Below are 21,363 nucleotides of genomic sequence, written 5' to 3' on the forward strand. Positions count from 1 at the left end.
ACCCTATGGAAGACGCCGACTTGCAAGCGCTGATGGCCAGACTCGAATTGCTAATTACCCGGGTCGAGCAACTAAAGAGTCAAAACGGACTCCTATTAGCTCAGGAAAAGACCTGGCGCGAGGAACGCGCTCACCTCATTGAAAAAAACGAAATCGCCCGGCGTAAGGTCGAGTCGATGATTTCGCGCCTGAAGGCCCTGGAGCAAGACTCATGAGTTCAAGCAATAGCGTCACCGTGCAGATTCTCGACAAAGAGTATTCGATCATCTGCCCCCAGGAAGAGCGCAGCAACCTGGTGAGCGCTGCCCGCTACCTGGATGGCAAGATGCGTGAAATCCGCAGCAGCGGCAAAGTCATCGGTGCCGACCGTATCGCCGTGATGGCCGCCCTGAACATTACCCACGATTTGCTGCATAAGCAGGAGCGCCCTGACGTACAGGCCAGCGGCTCGACACGCGAGCAGGTGCGTGACCTGCTGGAACGTGTGGATCTGGTGCTTTCCAGCGATTCAGACGCACCCAAGGGCTGATTGCCGAGTCTGTTTGGGGTATACTCGCCCCACTCCCTGGCGTGCTTGCCAGTCGGCGATGTCCCGGAGCCGATTCGCACTACCCTGGAAGTTGCACGTTGGGCTGGTGTGCATGTCCGCTAGACGGAAAGCCTTAAAGCCTACTGCTTCTTCCACCTTGAACTTTCGGGTTCAAGGGCTTAGTCGACAGCGGTTCTGTCGGGGAGCCTGAATTCCCAAACTCAATGCCAGTCCCCGGACTGGCATTGTTTTATGAGCCGAACACCATGACCGAACCTGCGCCGCTTTCCCGTCCGCAACTTCGACGCATGTTGCGCAATGCCCGCCGCGCCCTGACGCCGGGCGAGCAGCGCCAGGCAGCTCTTGGCCTGTATCGGCAACTGGCACAGCACCCGCTGTTTCGCCGGGCCAAACATATTGCTTTATACCTACCAACGGATGGCGAAATCGATCCGCGCTTGCTGCTGCGCGCTGCCCAGCGCCGGGGCAAGGCCACCTACCTGCCGGTGCTCAGCGCCTGGCCACGGACCAAGATGGTGTTCCAACGGGTACGTCCCCGGGAAAAACTTGCGCCCAATCGCTTCGGCATTCTTGAGCCACAGGTCAATATCGGGCGCCAGCGCAAGGTCTGGGCACTGGACCTGGTGCTGCTGCCATTGGTGGGTTTCGATGATGCGGGCGGGCGGCTGGGCATGGGCGGCGGCTTTTACGATCGCAGCCTGGCGTACCTGGCGCGCCGCTCGTCGTGGCGCAAGCCGACGCTGCTGGGCCTGGCCCATGAATGTCAGAAAGTCGAACGACTGGCACAGGCCAGCTGGGACGTGCCGTTGAATGGCACCGTTACCGATAAGAAGTGGTATATCGCAGAGGGGACGCCGCTGGAATCAACGGCGCCGAAATAGCATCAACGCTTGAAGGTTTGTGGCTGCTGCTGTGCAAATTCAACCGGGGCTTCGGTCTTGTTCGACCACAGGCTTTGCGCATACCCGGTGGTCACGACGCCCAGACCGAACAAAATAACCAAAATCCATAGTAAATCCGGTTTGCGTTTCATCGATTGCCCCCCTTCAGGCCTATCACACACGATGACAGCAACGTTCCAAAGTAGTCCGTTCCAGCTGCGTCAAGCTTAAAATCCCGGCATTCTGCGGTAACGTGAACCAACACGCAAACCTTGACGTCAACCGACCGTCGGTTTGTCATGAAATTGACAGACAACCTGCCCAATCCCCTGCAAAGGAGCAAAACCATGGCCTATTGGCTGATGAAGTCCGAGCCCGATGAGCTGTCCATCAAGGGCCTGGAGAAACTCGGCGAGGCGCGCTGGGATGGCGTGCGCAATTACCAGGCACGCAACTTCCTGCGGGCCATGGCCGTGGGTGACGCGTTCTTCTTTTACCACTCCAGTTGCCCCGAACCGGGGATTGCCGGTGTAGGGAAAATCATTGAGGCGGCTTATCCGGACCCGACAGCGCTGGAAGCTGACAGCCATTACTTCGATGCCAAGGCCACCCCGGAAAAAAATCCATGGAGCGCCATTACAGTGGCGCATGTCGAGACCTTCCCCAACGTTCTCGGGCTGGGCTACCTCAAGCAACAGACGGCCCTGGCCGAACTGCCGCTGGTGCAAAAAGGCAGTCGTTTGTCGGTGATGCCGGTGACGGCCCAGCAATGGGCGGCGGTAATGGCCTTGCGTTAACGCCTAACGGTATTCATTTGACCGGTATCAACGGCTATCGGTTACGATCCCGGCAAACTAGGACGCTAACACCGCAGGATGCACCCATGTCGACGTCACATCGCAGTTCGCACTTCTTTGCCTTTCTCCTGATTCTATTGCTGGTGGCCGCCGGTGGCTTCGGCTACTGGAAGTCCACCCTGGACCGCCTGCCGGAAGGTTTGAACATGGGCAATGGCCGGCTGGAATCCACCGAAGTGCAGATCGCCACCAAGATCCCCGGCCGCCTGGCTGAAGTGCGGGTCGATGAAGGCGACAAAGTGCTCAAGGGCCAACTGCTGGCGCGTATCGACACCCGCACCCTCGAAGCCCAGCGTTCCCAGGCCGAGGCCGAAGTGCTGCGCGCCAAGGAGAACTTCGCCGCCGCCGAAGCCAACGTGCAATTGCGCCAGAGCGAAAACCTGCTGGCCAGCCAGGAACTCAAGCGCACCCAGGAGCTGTACCGCCGCGGCTTCGCCAGCGCACAGCTGATCGACCAGCAACAGGCACGGCAGAACACCGGCAATGCGGCGGTGACGGCAGCCCAGGCCCAGGTCAATGCGGTCAAGGCCGCCATCGGTGCGGCCCAGGCCCAGGTGGCACAACTGACCAGCGAGATCGAAGACAGCAGCCTGCGCGCGCCCATCGACGGCATCATCCAGTTGCGCCTGGCCGAACCTGGCGAAGTGCTCGGTGCCGGCGGGCGCGTGTTGCTGCTGATAGATCCGAATGACCAGTATATGAACCTCTACCTGCCCGCCTCCGTCACCGGTCGCCTGACCGTGGGCAGTGAAGCGCGGATCGTGCTCGATGCCCTGCCGGATCAACCCCTGCCGGCGAAAATCAGCTTTGTCGCCGCCAAGTCGCAGTTCACCCCCAAAGAAGTGGAAACCCGCGACGAGCGCCAGAAACTGGTGTTCCGCGTCAAACTGCGCCTGACTCAACCGAGCGCCGTGCCCCAGGCCAAGCCCGGCATGCCCGGCGCCGGCTATGTGCGCACCGCTGACCTGGACTGGCCGGCCAACCTGCAATGACCGGGCTGGCGCTGCAGGCCACGGGCATCAACCACCGCTACGGCAAGCAACAGGCGCTGATCGACATCGCCTTCAGCCTGCCGGCCGGTACCCGCTGCGGGTTGATCGGCCCGGATGGCGCGGGCAAGTCGAGCCTGTTGGGCTTGATCGCCGGGGTGAAAAAACTGCAGGACGGTGACTTGCAGGTGCTGGGCGGCTCCATCGAAGACCGCCGCCACCGCAACAGCCTGTACCCGTTGATCGCGTTTATGCCCCAGGGCCTGGGCGGCAACCTCTACCCCGAACTGTCCATCAGCGAGAACATCCGTTTTTTCGCCACCCTGTTTGGCCTGTCCAAAGCCGATTGCGAGCAGCGCATGCACAACCTGCTGCTGGCCACCGACCTGGCACGCTTCGCCGACAGGCCGGCGGGCAAACTGTCGGGCGGGATGAAGCAAAAACTGGGGCTGTGCTGCGCGCTGATCCACGACCCGGACTTGCTGATCCTCGATGAACCCACCACCGGCGTCGACCCTTTGTCACGCCGGCGCTTCTGGGAGCTGGTAGAAACCGTACGCAGCGAACGCCCGCAACTGACGCTGCTGGTGGCCACGGCCTACATGGAAGAAGCCGAGCAGTTCGAGCACTGCCTGATGCTCGACCGCGGCAAGCTGATCGCCGATGGCCTGAGCCGCGAACTGGCGGCGGTCACGCCCAGCGGCAAGCTGGATGAGGCCTTCACCCATTTCCAGGGTGACAGCGCGCACAACAACCAGCCGCTGGTGATCCCTCCTCGGGCAAACGACAACACCGACATCGCCATCGAAGCCCACGACCTGACCCTGCGCTTTGGCGACTTTACGGCAGTCAACAAGGTCAGCTTCGCTATTGGCCGTGGCGAGATCTTCGGCTTTCTCGGCTCCAACGGCTGCGGCAAGACCACCACCATGAAAGTCCTCACCGGGCTGATGCCGGCCAGTGAAGGCAGCGCCACACTGCTGGGCAACCCGGTAAATGCCAAGGACCTGGCAACCCGCAAGCGCGTGGGCTTTATGTCCCAGAGCTTCTCGCTGTACGGTGAGCTCAGCGTGCGCCAGAACCTGGTGCTGCACGCACAGTTGTTCGACCTGCCCAAGGCCGACAGCGGCCCGCGCATCGAAGAATTGATCCAGCGTTTTGACCTGGGCAGTGTCGCCGAACAACCCTCCGGCGAGCTGCCCCTGGGTTTGCGCCAGCGCCTGTCCCTGGCCGTGGCGGTGTTGCATTGCCCGGAAGTGCTGATCCTCGACGAACCCACGTCCGGTGTGGACCCCGCCGCGCGCGACGATTTCTGGCGTTTGCTGGTGGAGTTGTCCCGCGAGCAAGGGGTGACGATTTTTCTCTCCACCCACTTTATGAACGAAGCCCAGCGCTGCGACCGCATCTCGTTGATGCACGCCGGCAAGGTGCTGGCCTGCGACACCCCGGACGCCCTGCAGCAACACTTCCACGGCGAGACCCTGGAAGCCGCATTTGTCACCTGTCTGGAACAAGCCCAGGAAGCCCCAGAAGCCGCCGCGCCCAGCGCAACCGTCAGCACACCGACCACGCCGCCAGTCAGCAAGCGCGGCTTCAGCCTGGTCCGCCTGCTGGCAGTGGCCAGTCGCGAAGGCAAGGAATTGTTGCGCGACAAAGTGCGCATGGCCTTTGCCCTGCTCGGGGCGATTTTCATGATGGTGATCTTCGGCTACGGCATTTCCCTGGACGTGGAGAAGCTCGCCTTCGCCGTGTATGACCAGGACCAGACGCCACAAAGCCGCTCCTATCTGGAGGCCTTTCGCAGTTCGCGCTACTTCGCCGAACAGCCGCCGATCAGCGATTCGGCCGAGCTGCACCGGCGCCTGCAACGCTCGGAAATCAAACTCGCCTTGGAGATTCCTCCCGGATTTGGCCGCGACCTGTACGCCGGGCGCCAACCGGCAGTGGCCGCCTGGCTGGATGGCGGCATGCCGTTTCGCGCCGAGACCAGCCGCAACTATGTCGAAGCGGTACACCAGGCCAATCTGCAGCAGTTGGCGGAACTCAACAGCTCCCCGCGAGCCCAGCCCGCCGCCGCCAGACTGGAGACGCGCTTTCGCTATAACCAGGACGTGGTCAGCGTAAATGCCATCGGCCCCGGCGTGATGGCACTGATCCTGGCGTTTATCCCGGCCATGCTCACCGCCCTGGGCATCGTGCGCGAGAAGGAGCTGGGGTCGATCACTAACTTCTACGCCACACCGCTGACCCGCCTGGAGTTTCTCCTCGGCAAGCAGGCGCCGTATCTGGTTATCAGCCTGATCAACCTGGCGCTGCTGGTGGCGATGAACCGCTGGCTGTTCGGCGTGCCGTTCAAGGGCAGTGGCGTGACCCTGGCGTTTGGCGGCCTGCTGTATGTGCTGGCCACCACCAGCATGGGCCTGCTGATTTCTGCGTTCACCCGCACCCAGATCGCAGCGATTCTCGGCACCATGATCATCACCAGCCTACCGACCATCCAGTTCTCCGGGCTGATCGTGCCGCGCTCGTCCCTGGAAGGGGCGGCCGCGCTGATGGGCATGCTGTTTCCCGCCGGCTACTTCCTGGATGTCGCCGTCGGCACCTTTACCAAAGCCCTGGACCTGCGCCAGCTGTGGCCACAGTGCCTGGCGCTGTTCGGGTTTTTCCTGGGGTTCACCGGGCTGAGCCTGGTGATGCTCAAGAAGCAGGAGGCCTGATGCATAAGTTCGCCCATATCCTGCGCCTGGGAATCAAAGAGCTCACCAGCTTGCGCCACGACAGCGTGTTGCTGCTGTTTCTGTTCTACGCCTTCACCGTCGCCATTTATATGCCAGCGGCCGGTTCAGTGATTGGCGTGCATAACGCCAGCGTGGCCTTTGTCGATGAAGACCATGGCCAATTGTCACGCCAACTGGCCGAAGCCCTGCAACCACCAGAATTCCAGCCCGCCGTGCCACTGGCCTACGACCAGTTGGATAAGGTCATGGACAGCGGCCAGTACACTTTCGTGATCAACGTGCCGGCCAATTTCCAGGCCGACCTGCTGGCCGGCCGCCAGCCGAGCGTTCAGGTCAATGTGGATGCCACGGCGATGAGCCAGGCCTTTATGGGCGCGGGCTATATCGGGCGGATCTTCCAGCGTGAATTGCTGACCTACAGCGGCCAGGCGGACACCAGCCAGCGCGCACCGGCGACCCTCACCACCCGGGCATTGTTCAACACCAACCTGGAAGGCGGCTGGTTCCTGGCGGTGATCCAGATCGTCAACAACATCACCATCCTCGCCATCGTCCTGACCGGCACCGCGCTACTGCGCGAACGCGAACATGGCACCCTCGACCATTTGCTGGTGCTGCCGCTGACCGCCCTGGAAATCATGCTGGCAAAAATCTGGAGCAACATGCTGGTGGTGGTGCTGTGTACCTGGCTGTCACTGGAAGTGGTGGTCAAGGGCATGCTCGGCGTGCCGCTGGCCGGCTCATTGAGTCTGTTCCTGCTGGTAACCGCGCTGTATCTGTTTGCCAGCACTGCCCTGGGCATCTTCCTCGCTACCCTCGCCCGCTCGACGCCGCAGTTTGGCTTGCTGGCGATCCCGGTGATTATTCCGATGCTGCTGTTGTCAGGCGGCAGTACGCCGCTGGACAGCATGCCCGAATGGTTGCAATGGGTGATGCAGGGCTCGCCATCCACACATTTTGTGAGTTTGAGTGCGGCGATTCTGTTTCGCGATGCGGGGGTGAGCGTGGTGTGGCCGGATTTGCTAGCGCTGGCGGGGATTGGCTTGTTGTTTTTTGCGGTGGCGTTGGCGCGGTTCAGGAAGAGTCTGGCCTCTTAAACTTTCACTTATAAAAATCACTGAGCTTATTAAAAAACAAAATGAAAAACTGTCAATTCTGACAGTAGCCGGCGTTTATCTCTCGTTATTAACTATAACAATCGACCGCAAATTCATTGCATCGAGACTCTCGGGAGAGCAAAAAATGAGCGACATATCAGACTCGGACAAGAAGGGCTCCAGCGACGAAGCCCCCTCAGAAACAATAGAGATTAAGGTCGACCGAAATAACCCAACCAGCGTAACAACAGTGAGAGGGGAATATTCATTACATGGATACAAAGGAGCCATCGAGGTTGAAGCCACTTGGAGTAATGGCATTTACATCATACATGCGCTCCGCTATATGTTTGAGCGAGGTGCGGTGACGGGAAAAAACCCGCGTTTCGAGATTCACTCTGTTACCTTCGGCGGCCCGATACTAGCAGTCCACCCTCCACAAGATGGCCAATGGCGCGTTTGGGGGTCGTCAACAAAATACACAACATCTAACACAGTAGACACATTCGAGTTCTACTTTGTCTTCGACGCGCCCCCCGACGGGGTATGGCGAACGGATAGAAAAAGAGTGAAAATCTATATATAAGCCCTATTATAACCAGCAACTTAGTTGCTGGTTTTCCAAACTCATTGAACTCCCGCCCATCCGGACTTGTCTCCACGATCCAGTATAAATTTAGTGGACTCAACCAAAGCAGAAATCCGATATTTGAAGTTATATGCCCCAGTGGGGGTGGTACTGGCAAGAGTACCTATAAAGGGCGGTAATTGGCACAGCTGGATATCCTCCGAGGATACCCATGTTTCAAAAGGAACAACTTATCGTTTTACTTTTATATTCGATAATCCTGGATCAGGCGGAGGCCCCACAATTTCCGTCTCCAAAGCATAACGTTTGCGATAGAAAAACCTCCACAATAGAAACCAACCGACCCTCTGAATCTTTATCATCATCGTGCAGAGGCGCTACCCCTCCTGAGGTTGGCGCCAAAGTTCGGGTTGCTGACGGTGACGGTCTGGTGAGCGTCGATAGCTTCAAGGCCCCATCGCCAACAAGCCGACGCCCACAGGATGGGCGTTACTGGATAATCAGATTGTTAAACAACAAATCCTCAACCACCGGCTTGCCCGTCTCGTCATTCATCACTTGCTGCGTCTGCTTCAACGCTTCCTGACGCAACTTTTCCTTACCCTCGACACTGCCCATGCTCTCGACAGTCTGCTGGGTAAACAACGCCACCAGTTGGTTGCGGATCAATGGCTCATTGGCCTTGATCGCCGCCGCCGCTTCGGGGCCGGTCACGCGCAGGGCCACATCCGCTTTGTACACCCGAAGTTTCGGGCCGCCATCCAGGGCATAGTTGCCCACAAAAGGCGGCGTCAGGCTGTAATAGCTGACCTTCGGCGCTTCGCCTTCCTTAGCTTCTTCGGCATGGGCTGCCATCGGCAACGTCAGGGCCAGCATCAACAGGATCCACGCTTTCACAGTTCATTCCTCACATTCGGTTGCCAGTAGCATAACGCTAGCAAGGCAGAGCACAAGCTTATGGCGACTTATCAGGCCGGGGCATGCTCGTTGACCCGTGACCTTACCCACCTACACTTATCGGCCAATACGCCAAAAGGAATAGTCCGATGAAAGCCGTGCTGTGCAAAGCCTTCGGCCCTGCCGAAACCCTGGTGTTGGAAGACGTCGAAAGCCCGGCGATCAAGAAGAACGAGATCCTGCTGGACGTCCATGCCGCTGGGGTGAATTTCCCGGACACGCTGATCATCGAGGGCAAGTACCAGTTCAAACCGCCCTTCCCGTTCTCGCCGGGCGGCGAAGCGGCTGGGGTGGTCAGCGAAGTCGGGGAAAAGGTCAGCCACCTGAAGGTCGGCGACCGGGTCATGGCGCTGACCGGCTGGGGCAGCTTTGCCGAGCAGGTCGCGGTACCGGGCTATAACGTGCTGCCGATTCCGCCGAGCATGGATTTCAACACCGCTGCCGCCTTCAGCATGACCTACGGCACCTCGATGCACGCCCTCAAGCAGCGTGGCCACCTGGCCGCTGGCGAGACCCTGCTAGTACTGGGCGCGTCCGGTGGCGTGGGCCTGGCTGCCGTGGAGATCGGCAAGGCCATGGGTGCCCGGGTGATTGCCGCCGCCAGCAGTGCCGACAAGCTGGCCGTGGCCAAGGCGGCGGGCGCCGATGAATTGATCAACTACAGCGAAAGCAACCTCAAGGATGAGATCAAGCGCCTGACCGATGGCAACGGTGCCGATGTGATCTACGACCCGGTAGGGGGCGATCTGTTTGACCAGGCCATCCGCGCCATTGCCTGGAACGGCCGTCTGTTGGTGGTGGGGTTTGCCAGCGGGCGTATCCCCGAGCTGCCGGTGAACCTGGCGCTGCTCAAGGGCGCAGCGGTGGTCGGGGTGTTCTGGGGCTCGTTTGCCCAGCGCCAGCCGCAGGATAACGCGGCGAATTTCCAGCAGCTGTTTGGTTGGTATGCCGAGGGGAAGTTGAAGCCAATGGTGTCGCAGGTGTATCCGCTGGACAACGCGGCGCAGGCGATCAATGACCTGGGGCAGCGCAAGGCAGTGGGCAAGGTGGTCGTGCAGGTCCGCCAGTGATTTGAAATGCAATTAGTGTAGGAGCTGGCTTGCCTGCGATGGCGGTGGGTCAGCTACGTCTTTGGTAACTGGTCCACCGCCATCGCAGGCAAGCCAGCTCCTACATTTGATCTCAAGTGCCGTGAGGAATCTGATCACGCCCTATACTTATCTATTCGCGACATGTTCGTAAAAGAACATGCAATTACTCCCGTTTCCTGTGTTTGCAGATAAGAGGCGATGCTATTTTCGGTAACGAAACTGTAACATTCGCATCCGCAGTCAAAACAAGAAATTTGGAGCTCTTGAATGTTTGCTTTCTTTCGTCCTGCCCCCCACCAGGCACCCCTGCCTGAAGAAAAGATCGACAGTACCTACCGACGACTGCGCTGGCAGATCTTCGCCGGTATTTTCGTTGGCTACGCGGGTTACTACCTGCTGCGCAAAAACTTCTCCCTGGCCATGCCGTACCTGATCGACGAGGGTTATACCCGTGGTCAACTGGGCCTGGCCATGTCGGCAATCGCCATTGCCTACGGCCTGTCCAAGTTCCTCATGGGCCTGGTGTCCGACCGCTCCAACCCGCGCTACTTCCTGCCGTTTGGCTTGCTGGTATCGGCCGGGGTGATGTTCATTTTCGGTTTCGCGCCTTGGGCAACCTCCAGCGTGACCATGATGTTCATTCTGCTGTTCATCAACGGCTGGGCCCAGGGCATGGGCTGGCCGCCAAGTGGGCGGACCATGGTGCACTGGTGGTCGCAGAAAGAACGCGGCGGCGTGGTGTCGGTGTGGAACGTGGCGCATAACGTCGGCGGCGGTCTGATCGGCCCGCTGTTCCTGCTGGGCATGGCCTGGTTCAACGACTGGCACGCAGCGTTCTACGTCCCGGCCACCGTGGCCTTGGCAGTGGCGGCGTTTGCCTTCATCACCATGCGCGACACCCCGCAATCGGTGGGCCTGCCGCCGATCGAGAAGTACAAGAACGACTACCCGGAAGGCTACGACGCCAGCCACGAAGACGAATTCAGCGCCAAGGAAATCTTCGTCAAATACGTGCTGCGCAACAAAATGCTGTGGTACATCGCCTTCGCCAACGTGTTCGTCTACCTGCTGCGCTACGGCGTGCTGGACTGGGCACCGACCTACCTCAAGGAAGCCAAGCACTTCACCGTCGACAAGTCGTCCTGGGCGTACTTCTTCTACGAGTGGGCAGGGATCCCCGGCACGCTGCTGTGCGGCTGGATGTCGGACAAGATCTTCCGTGGCAACCGTGGCCTGACCGGCATTGTGTTCATGGCTCTGGTGACCGTGGCGACCCTGGTGTACTGGCTCAACCCGCCAGGCAACCCGATGGTCGACATGATCGCGCTGTTCTCCATTGGCTTTTTGATCTACGGCCCGGTGATGCTGATCGGCCTGCAGGCCCTGGAACTGGCGCCGAAGAAAGCCGCAGGTACAGCCGCAGGTTTTACCGGCCTGTTCGGTTACCTGGGTGGATCGGTGGCAGCCAGTGCAGCCATGGGCTACACCGTGGACCACTTCGGCTGGGACGGCGGCTTTGTGCTGCTGATCGGCGCGTGCCTGCTGGCCATCGCGTTCCTGATCCCAACCCTGTGGCACACCAATAGCGTCAGCTCGGCACGTTAATCGCCGCGATGCCTTTGGCACATCGCTTGAGCCGCGCCTCCAGATTCTTGTCTGGCATGGCGTGGCTACGCAGGGCGTTGACGGTCTGCTCGACATAATCGCGAGTGGTGCCGTAACGCCCGCAAGCGCTGGCAAACACCTGGTTCAGCACGCTGTCGGGCAAGTTACCGGCATAGCTGGGCAGGTGTCGCTCCAGCACAAAACCCAATGCCTGCACCTGATTGCCGTCTTCAAGCCGGCAACTGAGCCAGTGTGGCCGATAGGATGGGTAAGGCATCTCGCGCTGCCACAAGGCATAGAGCGAGGCCTCCAGTTGATCTTCCGGCAGGCGGTAAGCAAAGCCGCTGCACGAGCCGCCGCGATCCAGGCCAAACACCAGCCCCGGTAACTCCGGCGTACCCCGGTGCTCGTGGGACCACAGGTACAGGCCTCGATGATAGCCATGGACCCGGGCGCGCAGGCGCTGGGTTGCCGAACACTCAGGGCGCCAGATCAGCGAGCCATAGGCAAACAGCCAGACCGGCCCACCCTTGTGCAGACCCATGGTGGCCTGCATCGAGCTCATCAATTGTTCGTGAGTGAGTTGCGGCCCCAGATCAAGCCGCGGCGGGTAAGCCAATTGCAGAAGTTCGGATTCGAGAACGGTCATGGCAGATCGCTTAGGTCTCCTGTGTACTACCAGTTATAGGCGACTTTACCGTAATAGAACGCGCCGCTGTAACCGTAAGGCGAAAAAGTACTATGGGCCAGGTTGCCGCCACTGCTGGCGGTTGATCACCCCGGCCACCGCGTCAGACCCGTAGCGGGCCGACGCACCCTCGCGCAGCACTTCAATATGTCGACCGCTCCCCATACCGCTCCCCTTGCAATCAATACCTTTTAAAAATATGAAAAAGCATAAGCAATAGGCCCCATTCGTCAGGTTCGCCGCGCAAAACCGCGCTATTTTCAGCGCCCGTTCAGCCTTTATGCCCGACGGGACCTCAAAATAGCGTCACGTCACGACCCACTTAGCCGCGCATTCACCGACTATCGAGGTCGCACCATGAAAAACCGACTTTCCGGCCTGCTGCTCCTGGCGCAGGCCACCACCGCCCTGGCCGCCGAAGCGCCGGCCAACGACGACAAAGGCTTCTGGTACGCCCAGACCAGCGTCTACACCCGGCACTTTGCGCCGGACCCCGAGCACAATAACCATCAAGACCTGATCGGCCTGGAGCGCAATGACGCTGCGGGGTGGGTGTATGGCGGTGCGACCTTTCGCAACTCGTTTCGCCAACGCTCGTACTACGCCTACGCCGGCAAGCGCTTCGACATGGCCGACTATCCGGTGTATCTGAAACTGACCGGCGGGGCGATCCAGGGCTATCGCGGCAAGTACCGCGACAAGATCCCGCTGAACCGCTACGGCGTGGCACCGGTGATCATTCCGTCGGTGGGTGCGCACTACGGGCCGGTGGCGGCGGAGTTTGTGTTGCTGGGGTTCAATGCGGCGATGGTGACCACGGGCGTGCGGTTCTGACGCCGCACACCTGAGTAGACACAGTTCAATGTGGGAGCGGGCTTGCCCGCGATGGCGGTGTATCAGTGCCAGATTTGTTGGCTGACACTCCGCTATCGCGGGCAAGCCCGCTCCCACAGTTTGATCGGCTTACGAGAATGTTTTCGTAGCGGTCAGGAGCGAGGGGCGTAGGCAAATACGTCAGCGCGCATCTGGTGCGCATCCATCCCGGCATTCACCAGCGCGTCCAGCGTGCCGTAAATCATCGCCGGCGATCCGCTGGCATACACATGCACGGCCTTGAGGTCGGTTATGTCTTCGCACACCGCCTCGTGCAACAAGCCACAGCGCCCTTCCCAACCACACAGGTCGCTGACCACTTTGTGCAGGAACAGATTGGGCAATTGCTGCCACTGTTCCCAATGTTCGACCTGATAGAAATCCTCAGGACGACGCACGCCCCAGTACAGGTGCACCGGATACTTGAACCCCGTGGCCCGGCAATGTTCGATCAGGCTGTGCATCTGCGCCATGCCGGTGCCGGCCGCGATCAGTACCAGCGGGCCGTCGGGTAGCTCGGCCAGGTGGGTATCGCCAAACGGCAGTTCGACCCGCGCCATCTGGTTACGCTGCAACTGCTCGATCAGGCTGCGGGCGCTGTCTTCGCGTACCAGCACATGCAATTCCAGCTCGCGCCCGGCGTGGGGCGCCGAGGCCAGGGAAAACGCCGACTTCTCGCCGTTTTCGCGCTCAATCATCAGGTACTGGCCAGCGTGGTAACGCACCGCTTTGCCGGCCGGGGCCCGCAGGCGCACGCGCCACACATCGCCACCCAGCTCCACGCACTCGCTCAACTGGCAGGCCAGCGTGCGCACCGGCAACTCCCCCGGCGCCAGCACGCCATCCCACAGCACGATGCAATCCTCCAGCGGCTCGGCGATGCAGGTGTAGAACTCGCCATGGTCACGCACCTCGCCGGCCTGTTGCACCCGGCCCTCGACCAACAGCGCCGCGCACACATGGCACACACCGTTACGGCACGCCTGCGGGCAGTCGTAGCCCAGGCGCCGCGCACCTTCAAGAATCCGCTCGCCCGGCTGCAAGTCGAGGACCGCGCCGGAAGGTTGCAGGGTTACACGCATCAATCTATTCCCAATTCTTTCCACATCGCATCGACACGCGCCGTCACGGCTTCATCCTTGACGATCACCCGGCCCCACTCACGGGTGGTTTCACCCGGCCATTTATGGGTGGCATCCAGGCCCATCTTCGAACCCAGGCCCGACACCGGCGAGGCGAAGTCGAGATAGTCGATGGGTGTGTTATCAATCATCACCGTATCGCGCTTGGGGTCCATGCGCGTGGTAATCGCCCAGATCACGTCGTTCCAGTCCCGGGCGTTGATGTCGTCGTCGGTGACAATAACGAACTTGGTGTACATGAACTGTCGCAAAAACGACCACACACCGAGCATCACGCGCTTGGCATGGCCCGGATACGACTTCTTCATGGTCACGATGGCCATGCGGTACGAGCAGCCCTCGGGCGGCAGGTAGAAGTCGGTGATTTCCGGGAACTGCTTCTGCAGGATCGGTACGAATACCTCGTTCAGCGCCACGCCGAGAATCGCCGGCTCATCCGGCGGCCGGCCGGTGTAGGTGCTGTGGTAGATCGGTTTGACCCGGTGGGTGATGCGCTCGACGGTGAACACCGGGAAGCTGTCAACTTCATTGTAGTAGCCGGTGTGATCGCCGTAAGGGCCTTCATCGGCCATCTCGCCCGGATGAATCACGCCTTCGAGGATGATTTCGGCGGTGGCCGGCACTTGCAGGTCGTTGCCACGGCATTTCACCAGTTCGGTGCGATTGCCGCGCAACAGGCCGGCGAAGGCGTATTCGGACAGGCTGTCGGGCACCGGCGTCACGGCGCCGAGGATGGTGGCCGGGTCGGCCCCCAGGGCCACGGAAACCGGGAACGGCTGGCCGGGGTGCTTCTCGCACCACTCACGGAAGTCGAGGGCGCCGCCACGGTGACTCAGCCAGCGCATGATCACCTTGTTGCGGCCAATCACTTGCTGACGGTAGATCCCCAGGTTCTGGCGGTCCTTGTTCGGGCCTTTGGTGACGGTCAGGCCCCAGGTGATCAGCGGGCCGACGTCGCCGGGCCAGCAGGTCTGCACCGGGAGCATCGCCAGGTCGACATCATCGCCTTCAATGACCACTTCCTGGCAGACCGCGTCCTTGACCACCTTGGGCGCCATGGCAATGATCTTGCGGAAGATCGGCAGCTTCGACCACGCGTCCTTCAGGCCTTTGGGCGGCTCGGGCTCCTTGAGGAAGGCCAGCAGCTTGCCGATCTCGCGCAGTTCGCTGACCGACTCGGCCCCCATGCCGAACGCCACCCGGTCGGGCGTGCCGAACAGGTTGCCCAGCACGGGGATATCAAAGCCTGTGGGGTTTTCGAACAGCAGCGCCGGCCCCTTGTTACGCAGGGTGCGGTCGCAAATCTCAGTCATTTCCAGGACCGGGGAAACCGGCACCTGAATACGTTTCAACTCTCCGCGCTGCTCAAGTTGCTGCACGAAATCCCGAAGATCCTTGAATTTCATTAACCATGCCACCCGTAAAATAGGCGTACATCGTACCTGCTCTGAGGGCGGCTGGCAGCCCTATCGACGGCGCAATTGCCCACCAGCTGTGGTTAAAGATTTCAGGCAAAAAAAATGGCGCCCCTGGGGGCGCCATTCTTTCGGACCTGAAACGTCGTATTACTTACGTTTCATCGACAGGAAGAACTCGTCGTTGGTCTTGGTGGTTTTCAGCTTGTCGATCAGGAACTCGATGGCTGCCACTTCGTCCATCGGGTGCAGCAGCTTGCGCAGGATCCACATGCGCTGCAGTTCGTCGTCGGCGGTCAGCAACTCTTCGCGGCGGGTGCCGGAGCGGTTGATGTTGATGGCCGGGAACACACGCTTTTCAGCGATGCGACGGTCCAAAGGCAGTTCCATGTTGCCGGTACCCTTGAACTCTTCGTAGATCACTTCGTCCATCTTCGAGCCGGTTTCAACCAGCGCGGTGGCGATAATGGTCAGCGAGCCGCCTTCTTCGATGTTACGCGCGGCGCCGAAGAAACGTTTCGGCTTCTCCAGGGCGTGGGCATCGACACCACCGGTCAATACCTTGCCGGAGCTCGGGATCACGGTGTTGTAGGCACGGGCCAGACGGGTGATGGAGTCGAGCAGGATCACCACGTCCTTCTTGTGTTCGACCAGGCGCTTGGCCTTCTCGATCACCATTTCGGCAACCTGCACGTGGCGGGTTGGCGGCTCATCGAACGTCGAGGCAACCACTTCGCCGCGCACGGTGCGCTGCATTTCGGTGACTTCTTCCGGACGCTCATCGATCAGCAGCACGATCAGGTGAACTTCGGGATTGTTACGCGCGATGTTCGCTGCAATGTTCTGCAGCATGATGGTCTTACCGGCTTTCGGCGGTGCGACGATCAGGCCACGCTGGCCTTTGCCGATCGGAGCGCACAGGTCGATCACACGACCGGTCAGGTCTTCGGTGGAACCGTTACCGGCTTCCATCTTCATGCGCACGGTCGGGAACAGCGGCGTCAGGTTCTCGAAGAGAATCTTGTTCTTCGCGTTCTCAGGACGATCGAAGTTGATCGTGTCGACCTTGAGCAGGGCGAAGTAACGCTCGCCTTCCTTTGGAGGGCGGATCTTGCCAACGATGGTGTCACCGGTGCGCAAGTTGAAGCGACGGATCTGGCTCGGCGAGACGTAGATATCGTCTGGGCCGGCGAGATAGGACGCGTCTGCAGAGCGAAGGAAGCCGAAGCCGTCCTGGAGAATCTCCAGCACGCCATCACCGGAGATTTCCTCGCCGCTTTTCGCGTGCTTTTTCAGCAGGGAGAAAATCACGTCCTGCTTGCGCGAACGGGCCATATTTTCTATGCCCATTTCTTCGGCCAGTTGGAGCAGGTCGGTAATCGGCTTTTGCTTGAGTTCAGTCAGATTCATATAGGAATGACGTAATCATTTATAGAGGGGGGGAATTAAGCTTTTGGCTTAATGAGGCCGCGCCGCAGAGAAGGCGACAGGATCGCGTACTAATCGAAAGGAATGCGTCGGCGACGGCTTGCAGGGGGCAGTGGAGAAACCAGTGCGGGGCCGAATGTACCACCTGAATTTCAGAGCGTCTAGCCCTGCTTTACGAAAAAGCCCCGCAATTTGCGGGGCTTTTTGACGACGCTTAGATGTTGGCGTCGAGGAATGCAGCCAGTTGCGACTTGGACAGTGCGCCGACCTTGGTCGCTTCGACGTTGCCGTTCTTGAACAGCATCAGCGTCGGGATACCACGCACGCCATGCTTGGCCGGGGTTTCCTGGTTCTCGTCGATGTTCAGCTTGGCAATGGTCAGTTTGCCTTCGTAGGTGGTTGCGATGTCGTCCAGGACCGGAGCGATCATTTTGCAAGGACCGCACCACTCAGCCCAGTAGTCAACCAGCACCGGGCCCTGGGCCTGCAGTACTTCGGCCTCAAAGGTCGCGTCGGTGACGTGCTTGATAAGATCGTTGCTCATGGATGTCTCCGGGTTGTAAGCAAAAAAAACGTTGCCCATCATAGCCGCCCTTCCTGCGTTCAGGAAGCCGCTGCTGATTGACTCTTGCTATGGAGCGTCATCATTTTGGATATGGCGGGTTCAAGAGGCCGTCGGAGTCACAAAGGCTATTCCCGTGCGCAACGCAGCGTTACGCACGTGCTCCTGCATAGCTTTGTGCGCCGCCGCGCTGCTGCGCCGGGCCAGGGCCCGGAGGATCTTGCGATGCTCCTGCCAGGTTTCCATCGCCCGTTCCGGTCGGATGAACGGTAGCTTCTGACTTTCCAGAAACACCTCGGCACTGGCGCTGAGGATGCTCATCATCGCCTGATTGCCACTGGCCAACAGGATGCGCTGGTGGAACGCGAAGTCCAGCCGCGCAGCGGCCTCGAAATCCCCGGCCTTGAGTTCCCGGCGCATGGCCTGGACATTGTCTTCGAGCCCATCCAGTTCCTCGGTGGTCAGGGTCATGGCCGCCAGCCCCGCCGCAAAGCCCTCCAGGGCATAACGCAATTGGAAGATATCCAGGGGGCTGGCCTGCGCCGTAAAGGGCCAGGCCACCCCGCTCATGTCGACCGTCGGTGGCGCTTGCACAAACACGCCTTTGCCCGGCTGCACGCTGACCAGCCCAAGCGCACTGAGCGAAGACAAGGCCTCGCGCAACGAGGCCCGACTGACCCCCAACTGCAATGCCAGGTCGCGCTGGGAAGGCAGTGCATCACCTGGCCCGAAGCCCCGTTGCTTGATCAGTTTGCGGATGGCTTGCAAAGCCGCTTCCGGTACGGCTTGGGCGATGGAATTCATAAAAAACTCAAGATTTCGGTCAACAGTGAGGCTAGTTGTAAATCTATTCTCGCTGGCCGGCAAGCCACGCCCCAAAGGGGCTCGCCGGGTTTTGCGGGCGCTCGAAAAGGGTGCGCAATCGCTTCTGACTGTTCAGACCAGTAAGACCGCTATACACCTGTAAAACCCTGCCTTGCAGCCGCTTTGGCGCGGCATGGCATGGGCTGTGCACTGGCAAGACTCAGAAAATCCCTTCGCCCTTTTCGGAGAGTTGCCATGACCAAGCGTTGCAGCGCCCTGCTCACTGCCTTGTTTGCCAGCCTGATGCTCAGCCAGACGCCAGCCCAGGCCAATGGCCTGGACGATATCGTCGCCCGTGGCACCCTCAAGGTCGCGGTGCCCCAGGACTTCCCGCCCTTCGGCTCGGTCGGCCCCGATATGAAGCCGCGCGGCCTGGACATCGACACCGCCAAACTGCTGGCCGAGCAGCTCAAGGTCAAACTGGAACTGACCCCGGTCAACAGCACCAACCGCATCCCGTTCCTGACCACCGGCAAAGTGGACCTGGTGATTTCCAGCCTGGGCAAGAACCCGGATCGCGAGAAGGTCATCGACTTCTCCAAGGCCTACGCGCCGTTCTATCTCGCCGTGTTCGGCCCGCCTGACGCGGCGATTGCGACCCTGGACGATCTCAAGGGCAAGACCATCAGCGTGACCCGCGGTGCCATCGAAGATATCGAGTTGAGCGCCGTCGCACCCAAGGAAGCCACGATCAAGCGCTTCGAGGATAACAACTCGACCATCGCCGCCTACCTCGCCGGCCAGGTGGACCTGATCGCCAGTGGCAACGTGGTGATGGTGGCGATCAGCGAGCGCAACCCCAAGCGGGTACCGGCGTTGAAAGTCAAACTCAAGGATTCGCCGGTATATGTCGGCGTGAACAAAAACGAGCCGGCACTGCTGGAGAAGGTCAACCAGATCCTGGTCGCCGCCAAGGCTGACGGCAGCCTGCAAAAGAACGCGATGCAGTGGCTCAAAGAACCATTGCCTGCCGATCTCTGAAGCGGAGCTGATTGATGGCCTATCAATTCGACTTTGTGCCGGTGCTGGCCAATACCGACCTGTTGTTGCGCGGCGCGCTGTTCACCCTGGAGCTGACAGCCATCGGCGCCCTCCTCGGCGTGGCCCTGGGCATCGTCGGCGCCGTGGTGCGGGCATGGAAAATCCAGCCGTTCTGCTGGCTCTTCGGGGTGTATGTCGAGTTGATTCGCAACACGCCGTTTCTGGTGCAGTTGTTCTTTATCTTCTTCGGCCTGCCTTCACTGGGGGTACAGATTTCCGAATGGCAGGCCGCAGTACTGGCGATGGTGATCAACCTGGGGGCCTATTCCACGGAGATCATCCGCGCCGGGATCCAGGCGATCCCTCGTGGCCAACTGGAGGCCGCGGCAGCGCTGGCGATGACCCGCTTCGAAGCGTTCCGCCATGTGGTGCTGCTGCCGGCGCTGGGCAAGGTCTGGCCGGCCCTGAGCAGCCAGATCATCATCGTGATGCTTGGCTCGGCGGTGTGCTCGCAGATCGCCACTGAAGAGTTGAGTTTTGCCGCCAACTTTATTCAATCGCGCAATTTCCGCGCCTTTGAAACCTATGCCCTGACCACGCTGGTGTACCTGTGCATGGCGTTGATGATCCGCCAGTTGCTCAATTGGATCGGTCGCCGCTATGTGATGAGGAACAGCCGATGAGTGATTTTTCGTTCTGGGACATCGTGCGCAACCTGCTGACCGGCCTGCAATGGACCCTGCTGCTGTCGCTGGTGGCGTTTGTCGGCGGCGGGCTGATTGGCCTGCTGGTGATGACCCTGCGCATCAGCAAAAAGGCGCTACCGCGCAATATTGCCCGGACCTATATCGAACTGTTCCAGGGCACACCGCTGCTGATGCAACTGTTCCTGGTGTTTTTCGGCATCGCCTTGCTGGGGATTGATATCTCGCCGTGGCTGGCCGCCGCGATTGCCCTGACCCTGTTTACCAGTGCCTACCTGGCCGAGATCTGGCGCGGCTGTGTCGACTCCATCGCCCACGGGCAGTGGGAAGCCTCCGCCAGCCTGGCCCTCAACCCTTATGAGCAACTGCGCTACGTGATATTGCCCCAGGCCCTGCGAATTGCCGTGGCGCCGACGGTGGGGTTCTCGGTGCAGGTGGTCAAGGGCACAGCGGTGACCTCGATCATCGGCTTCACCGAACTGACCAAGACCGGCGGCATGCTCGCCAATGCCACCTTCGAGCCCTTCATGGTCTACGGCCTGGTGGCGCTCGGTTACTTCCTGCTCTGCTACCCCTTGTCCCTCAGTGCCCGCTACCTGGAAAGGAGACTGCATGCCTCTGCTTAGAATATCCGCGCTGCATAAGTACTACGGCGATCACCATGTGCTCAAGGGCATCGACTTGAGTATCGAGGAAGGCCAGGTGGTGGCAATCATCGGCCGCAGCGGCTCGGGAAAATCCACGCTGCTGCGCACCCTCAACGGCCTGGAGTCGATCAATGACGGGGTGATTGAGGTCGACGGCGAATACCTCGACGCGGCCCGCGCCGACCTGCGCAGCCTGCGGCAAAAAGTCGGCATGGTGTTCCAGCAATTCAACCTGTTCCCCCATTTGACCGTGGGTGAAAACGTCATGCTCGCGCCCCAGGTCGTGCAAAAAGTCGCCAAGGCCAAGGCTGCGGAGCTGGCCCGGCAGATGCTGGAGCGGGTCGGCCTGGGGGAAAAGTTCGATGCATTCCCCGATCGCCTGTCCGGCGGCCAGCAGCAACGGGTGGCGATCGCCCGCGCGCTGGCGATGTCGCCCAAGGTGTTGCTGTGCGATGAAATCACCTCGGCGCTGGACCCTGAACTGGTCAATGAAGTCCTCAGCGTGGTGCGCCAACTGGCCAAGGACGGCATGACCCTGATCATGGTCACCCATGAAATGCGCTTTGCCCGTGAGGTCGGCGACAAGCTGGTGTTCATGCATCAGGGCAAGGTGCATGAAGTCGGCGACCCGAACGTCCTGTTTGCCCAACCGCGCACGCCCGAATTGGCTAACTTTATAGGCTCGGTGGAACAACCAGGCTGAGG

22 protein-coding genes and 1 other RNA gene are annotated in these 21,363 nt (G+C 60.3%); 15 read left to right on the forward strand and 8 right to left on the reverse strand.

What is annotated here, in order from left to right:
• Window positions 1-5 precede the first annotated feature (5 nt).
• The 4 genes from PSH80_RS25830 to PSH80_RS25845 all read left to right on the forward strand — a co-directional run bounded on the left by PSH80_RS25830 (window position 6) and on the right by PSH80_RS25845 (window position 1,431).
• Window positions 6-215, forward strand: coding sequence for a TIGR02449 family protein (locus tag PSH80_RS25830; protein ID WP_057440444.1), 210 nt, complete (start codon window positions 6-8; stop codon window positions 213-215).
• Window positions 212-529: a cell division protein ZapA gene (locus PSH80_RS25835; protein WP_010207385.1), complete on the forward strand. Its 318-nt coding sequence runs from the start codon at window positions 212-214 to the stop codon at window positions 527-529. The genes PSH80_RS25830 and PSH80_RS25835 overlap by 4 nt, the downstream gene beginning before the upstream one ends.
• A gap of 30 nt (window positions 530-559) precedes the next feature.
• A non-coding RNA gene (gene ssrS / locus PSH80_RS25840) (6S RNA) lies at window positions 560-738 on the forward strand.
• Window positions 739-795: 57 nt separating this feature from the next.
• Window positions 796-1,431: a 5-formyltetrahydrofolate cyclo-ligase gene (locus PSH80_RS25845; RefSeq protein ID WP_057960941.1), complete on the forward strand. Its 636-nt coding sequence runs from the start codon at window positions 796-798 to the stop codon at window positions 1,429-1,431.
• Between the two features lie 2 nt (window positions 1,432-1,433).
• Here PSH80_RS25845 and PSH80_RS25850 read toward each other — a convergent pair whose 3' ends face one another.
• A complete protein-coding gene (locus PSH80_RS25850) occupies window positions 1,434-1,583 on the reverse strand; it encodes a hypothetical protein (RefSeq protein WP_143110453.1) in 150 nt (49 codons plus the stop codon).
• Window positions 1,584-1,778: 195 nt separating this feature from the next.
• Between PSH80_RS25850 and PSH80_RS25855 the strand changes: the two genes are divergently transcribed.
• The 4 genes from PSH80_RS25855 to PSH80_RS25870 all read left to right on the forward strand — a co-directional run bounded on the left by PSH80_RS25855 (window position 1,779) and on the right by PSH80_RS25870 (window position 7,112).
• A complete protein-coding gene (locus PSH80_RS25855) occupies window positions 1,779-2,228 on the forward strand; it encodes an EVE domain-containing protein (protein WP_057960942.1) in 450 nt (149 codons plus the stop codon).
• Window positions 2,229-2,314: 86 nt separating this feature from the next.
• Entirely contained in the window at window positions 2,315-3,280 is a 966-nt protein-coding gene (locus PSH80_RS25860) for an HlyD family secretion protein (protein ID WP_057440447.1), read from the forward strand.
• The gene (gene rbbA, locus PSH80_RS25865; protein ID WP_057960943.1) at window positions 3,277-5,994 is read left to right on the forward strand and encodes a ribosome-associated ATPase/putative transporter RbbA; all 2,718 of its coding nucleotides are present in this window, start codon (window positions 3,277-3,279) and stop codon (window positions 5,992-5,994) included. The genes PSH80_RS25860 and rbbA overlap by 4 nt, the downstream gene beginning before the upstream one ends.
• On the forward strand, window positions 5,994-7,112 hold the full coding sequence (locus tag PSH80_RS25870) for an ABC transporter permease (RefSeq protein ID WP_057960944.1): 1,119 nt from the start codon (window positions 5,994-5,996) through the stop codon (window positions 7,110-7,112). Before rbbA ends, PSH80_RS25870 begins: the two co-directional genes overlap by 1 nt.
• A 1,078-nt stretch (window positions 7,113-8,190) precedes the next feature.
• On the opposite strand, the gene PSH80_RS25875 is transcribed toward PSH80_RS25870, so the two are convergent.
• Window positions 8,191-8,598 carry a flagellar basal body-associated protein FliL gene (locus PSH80_RS25875; protein ID WP_029289542.1) on the reverse strand — a complete coding sequence of 136 codons (408 nt, stop codon included), beginning with the start codon at window positions 8,596-8,598 and terminating at the stop codon, window positions 8,191-8,193.
• 149 nt (window positions 8,599-8,747) lie between these two features.
• Here PSH80_RS25875 and PSH80_RS25880 point away from each other — a divergent pair, with 149 nt between their 5' ends.
• On the forward strand, window positions 8,748-9,728 hold the full coding sequence (locus PSH80_RS25880) for an NADPH:quinone oxidoreductase family protein (RefSeq protein ID WP_057960945.1): 981 nt from the start codon (window positions 8,748-8,750) through the stop codon (window positions 9,726-9,728).
• A 288-nt stretch (window positions 9,729-10,016) separates the two neighbouring features.
• Window positions 10,017-11,354: a glycerol-3-phosphate transporter gene (glpT, locus tag PSH80_RS25885; protein WP_057960946.1), complete on the forward strand. Its 1,338-nt coding sequence runs from the start codon at window positions 10,017-10,019 to the stop codon at window positions 11,352-11,354.
• Here the strand turns inward: glpT and PSH80_RS25890 are convergent.
• On the reverse strand, window positions 11,338-12,003 hold the full coding sequence (locus tag PSH80_RS25890; RefSeq protein ID WP_057440451.1) for a gamma-glutamylcyclotransferase: 666 nt from the start codon (window positions 12,001-12,003) through the stop codon (window positions 11,338-11,340). The genes glpT and PSH80_RS25890 overlap by 17 nt on opposite strands.
• A gap of 396 nt (window positions 12,004-12,399) precedes the next feature.
• Here PSH80_RS25890 and PSH80_RS25895 point away from each other — a divergent pair, with 396 nt between their 5' ends.
• The gene (locus PSH80_RS25895) at window positions 12,400-12,876 is read left to right on the forward strand and encodes a hypothetical protein (protein WP_057440452.1); all 477 of its coding nucleotides are present in this window, start codon (window positions 12,400-12,402) and stop codon (window positions 12,874-12,876) included.
• 152 nt (window positions 12,877-13,028) lie between these two features.
• On the opposite strand, the gene PSH80_RS25900 is transcribed toward PSH80_RS25895, so the two are convergent.
• The 5 genes from PSH80_RS25900 to PSH80_RS25920 form a co-directional block, all read right to left on the reverse strand.
• Window positions 13,029-13,997 carry a CDP-6-deoxy-delta-3,4-glucoseen reductase gene (locus tag PSH80_RS25900; protein WP_057960948.1) on the reverse strand — a complete coding sequence of 323 codons (969 nt, stop codon included), beginning with the start codon at window positions 13,995-13,997 and terminating at the stop codon, window positions 13,029-13,031.
• Window positions 13,997-15,463 (reverse strand): 4-hydroxy-3-polyprenylbenzoate decarboxylase, encoded by a 1,467-nt coding sequence (ubiD, locus tag PSH80_RS25905; RefSeq protein WP_029289556.1) that lies wholly within the window; start codon window positions 15,461-15,463, stop codon window positions 13,997-13,999. The genes PSH80_RS25900 and ubiD overlap by 1 nt, the downstream gene beginning before the upstream one ends.
• 159 nt (window positions 15,464-15,622) lie before the next feature.
• The gene (gene rho, locus PSH80_RS25910; RefSeq protein WP_003176825.1) at window positions 15,623-16,882 is read right to left on the reverse strand and encodes a transcription termination factor Rho; all 1,260 of its coding nucleotides are present in this window, start codon (window positions 16,880-16,882) and stop codon (window positions 15,623-15,625) included.
• 232 nt (window positions 16,883-17,114) lie between these two features.
• On the reverse strand, window positions 17,115-17,444 hold the full coding sequence (gene trxA, locus PSH80_RS25915) for a thioredoxin TrxA (RefSeq protein ID WP_029289563.1): 330 nt from the start codon (window positions 17,442-17,444) through the stop codon (window positions 17,115-17,117).
• 120 nt (window positions 17,445-17,564) lie between these two features.
• Window positions 17,565-18,266, reverse strand: coding sequence for a FadR/GntR family transcriptional regulator (locus tag PSH80_RS25920; RefSeq protein ID WP_057960949.1), 702 nt, complete (start codon window positions 18,264-18,266; stop codon window positions 17,565-17,567).
• A 255-nt stretch (window positions 18,267-18,521) separates the two neighbouring features.
• Here PSH80_RS25920 and PSH80_RS25925 point away from each other — a divergent pair, with 255 nt between their 5' ends.
• The 4 genes from PSH80_RS25925 to PSH80_RS25940 are packed head-to-tail and all read left to right on the forward strand — an operon-like array spanning window position 18,522 to window position 21,361.
• On the forward strand, window positions 18,522-19,307 hold the full coding sequence (locus tag PSH80_RS25925) for a transporter substrate-binding domain-containing protein (RefSeq protein ID WP_057960950.1): 786 nt from the start codon (window positions 18,522-18,524) through the stop codon (window positions 19,305-19,307).
• Window positions 19,308-19,321: 14 nt separating this feature from the next.
• Window positions 19,322-19,990, forward strand: coding sequence for an amino acid ABC transporter permease (locus PSH80_RS25930; protein ID WP_057960951.1), 669 nt, complete (start codon window positions 19,322-19,324; stop codon window positions 19,988-19,990).
• Complete coding sequence (locus PSH80_RS25935) at window positions 19,987-20,637, forward strand: amino acid ABC transporter permease (protein ID WP_057960952.1); 651 nt, start codon at window positions 19,987-19,989, stop codon at window positions 20,635-20,637. The genes PSH80_RS25930 and PSH80_RS25935 overlap by 4 nt, the downstream gene beginning before the upstream one ends.
• A complete protein-coding gene (locus PSH80_RS25940) occupies window positions 20,624-21,361 on the forward strand; it encodes an amino acid ABC transporter ATP-binding protein (RefSeq protein WP_057440457.1) in 738 nt (245 codons plus the stop codon). Before PSH80_RS25935 ends, PSH80_RS25940 begins: the two co-directional genes overlap by 14 nt.
• The last annotated feature ends 2 nt before the right edge of the window (window positions 21,362-21,363 follow it).

This window comes from Pseudomonas sp. FP818, from assembly GCF_030687335.1.
GTDB lineage: Bacteria > Pseudomonadota > Gammaproteobacteria > Pseudomonadales > Pseudomonadaceae > Aquipseudomonas > Aquipseudomonas shahriarae.

Coding starts and splice junctions, on each gene's coding strand:
- PSH80_RS25830 (WP_057440444.1), top strand. CDS start 6: ATGGAAGACGCCGACTTGCAAGCGCTGATGGCCAGACTCGAATTGCTA.
- PSH80_RS25835 (WP_010207385.1), top strand. CDS start 212: ATGAGTTCAAGCAATAGCGTCACCGTGCAGATTCTCGACAAAGAGTAT.
- PSH80_RS25845 (WP_057960941.1), top strand. CDS start 796: ATGACCGAACCTGCGCCGCTTTCCCGTCCGCAACTTCGACGCATGTTG.
- PSH80_RS25850 (WP_143110453.1), bottom strand. CDS start 1,583: ATGAAACGCAAACCGGATTTACTATGGATTTTGGTTATTTTGTTCGGT.
- PSH80_RS25855 (WP_057960942.1), top strand. CDS start 1,779: ATGGCCTATTGGCTGATGAAGTCCGAGCCCGATGAGCTGTCCATCAAG.
- PSH80_RS25860 (WP_057440447.1), top strand. CDS start 2,315: ATGTCGACGTCACATCGCAGTTCGCACTTCTTTGCCTTTCTCCTGATT.
- rbbA (WP_057960943.1), top strand. CDS start 3,277: ATGACCGGGCTGGCGCTGCAGGCCACGGGCATCAACCACCGCTACGGC.
- PSH80_RS25870 (WP_057960944.1), top strand. CDS start 5,994: ATGCATAAGTTCGCCCATATCCTGCGCCTGGGAATCAAAGAGCTCACC.
- PSH80_RS25880 (WP_057960945.1), top strand. CDS start 8,748: ATGAAAGCCGTGCTGTGCAAAGCCTTCGGCCCTGCCGAAACCCTGGTG.
- glpT (WP_057960946.1), top strand. CDS start 10,017: ATGTTTGCTTTCTTTCGTCCTGCCCCCCACCAGGCACCCCTGCCTGAA.
- PSH80_RS25890 (WP_057440451.1), bottom strand. CDS start 12,003: ATGACCGTTCTCGAATCCGAACTTCTGCAATTGGCTTACCCGCCGCGG.
- PSH80_RS25895 (WP_057440452.1), top strand. CDS start 12,400: ATGAAAAACCGACTTTCCGGCCTGCTGCTCCTGGCGCAGGCCACCACC.
- PSH80_RS25900 (WP_057960948.1), bottom strand. CDS start 13,997: ATGCGTGTAACCCTGCAACCTTCCGGCGCGGTCCTCGACTTGCAGCCG.
- ubiD (WP_029289556.1), bottom strand. CDS start 15,463: ATGAAATTCAAGGATCTTCGGGATTTCGTGCAGCAACTTGAGCAGCGC.
- rho (WP_003176825.1), bottom strand. CDS start 16,882: ATGAATCTGACTGAACTCAAGCAAAAGCCGATTACCGACCTGCTCCAA.
- trxA (WP_029289563.1), bottom strand. CDS start 17,444: ATGAGCAACGATCTTATCAAGCACGTCACCGACGCGACCTTTGAGGCC.
- PSH80_RS25920 (WP_057960949.1), bottom strand. CDS start 18,266: ATGAATTCCATCGCCCAAGCCGTACCGGAAGCGGCTTTGCAAGCCATC.
- PSH80_RS25925 (WP_057960950.1), top strand. CDS start 18,522: ATGACCAAGCGTTGCAGCGCCCTGCTCACTGCCTTGTTTGCCAGCCTG.
- PSH80_RS25930 (WP_057960951.1), top strand. CDS start 19,322: ATGGCCTATCAATTCGACTTTGTGCCGGTGCTGGCCAATACCGACCTG.
- PSH80_RS25935 (WP_057960952.1), top strand. CDS start 19,987: ATGAGTGATTTTTCGTTCTGGGACATCGTGCGCAACCTGCTGACCGGC.
- PSH80_RS25940 (WP_057440457.1), top strand. CDS start 20,624: ATGCCTCTGCTTAGAATATCCGCGCTGCATAAGTACTACGGCGATCAC.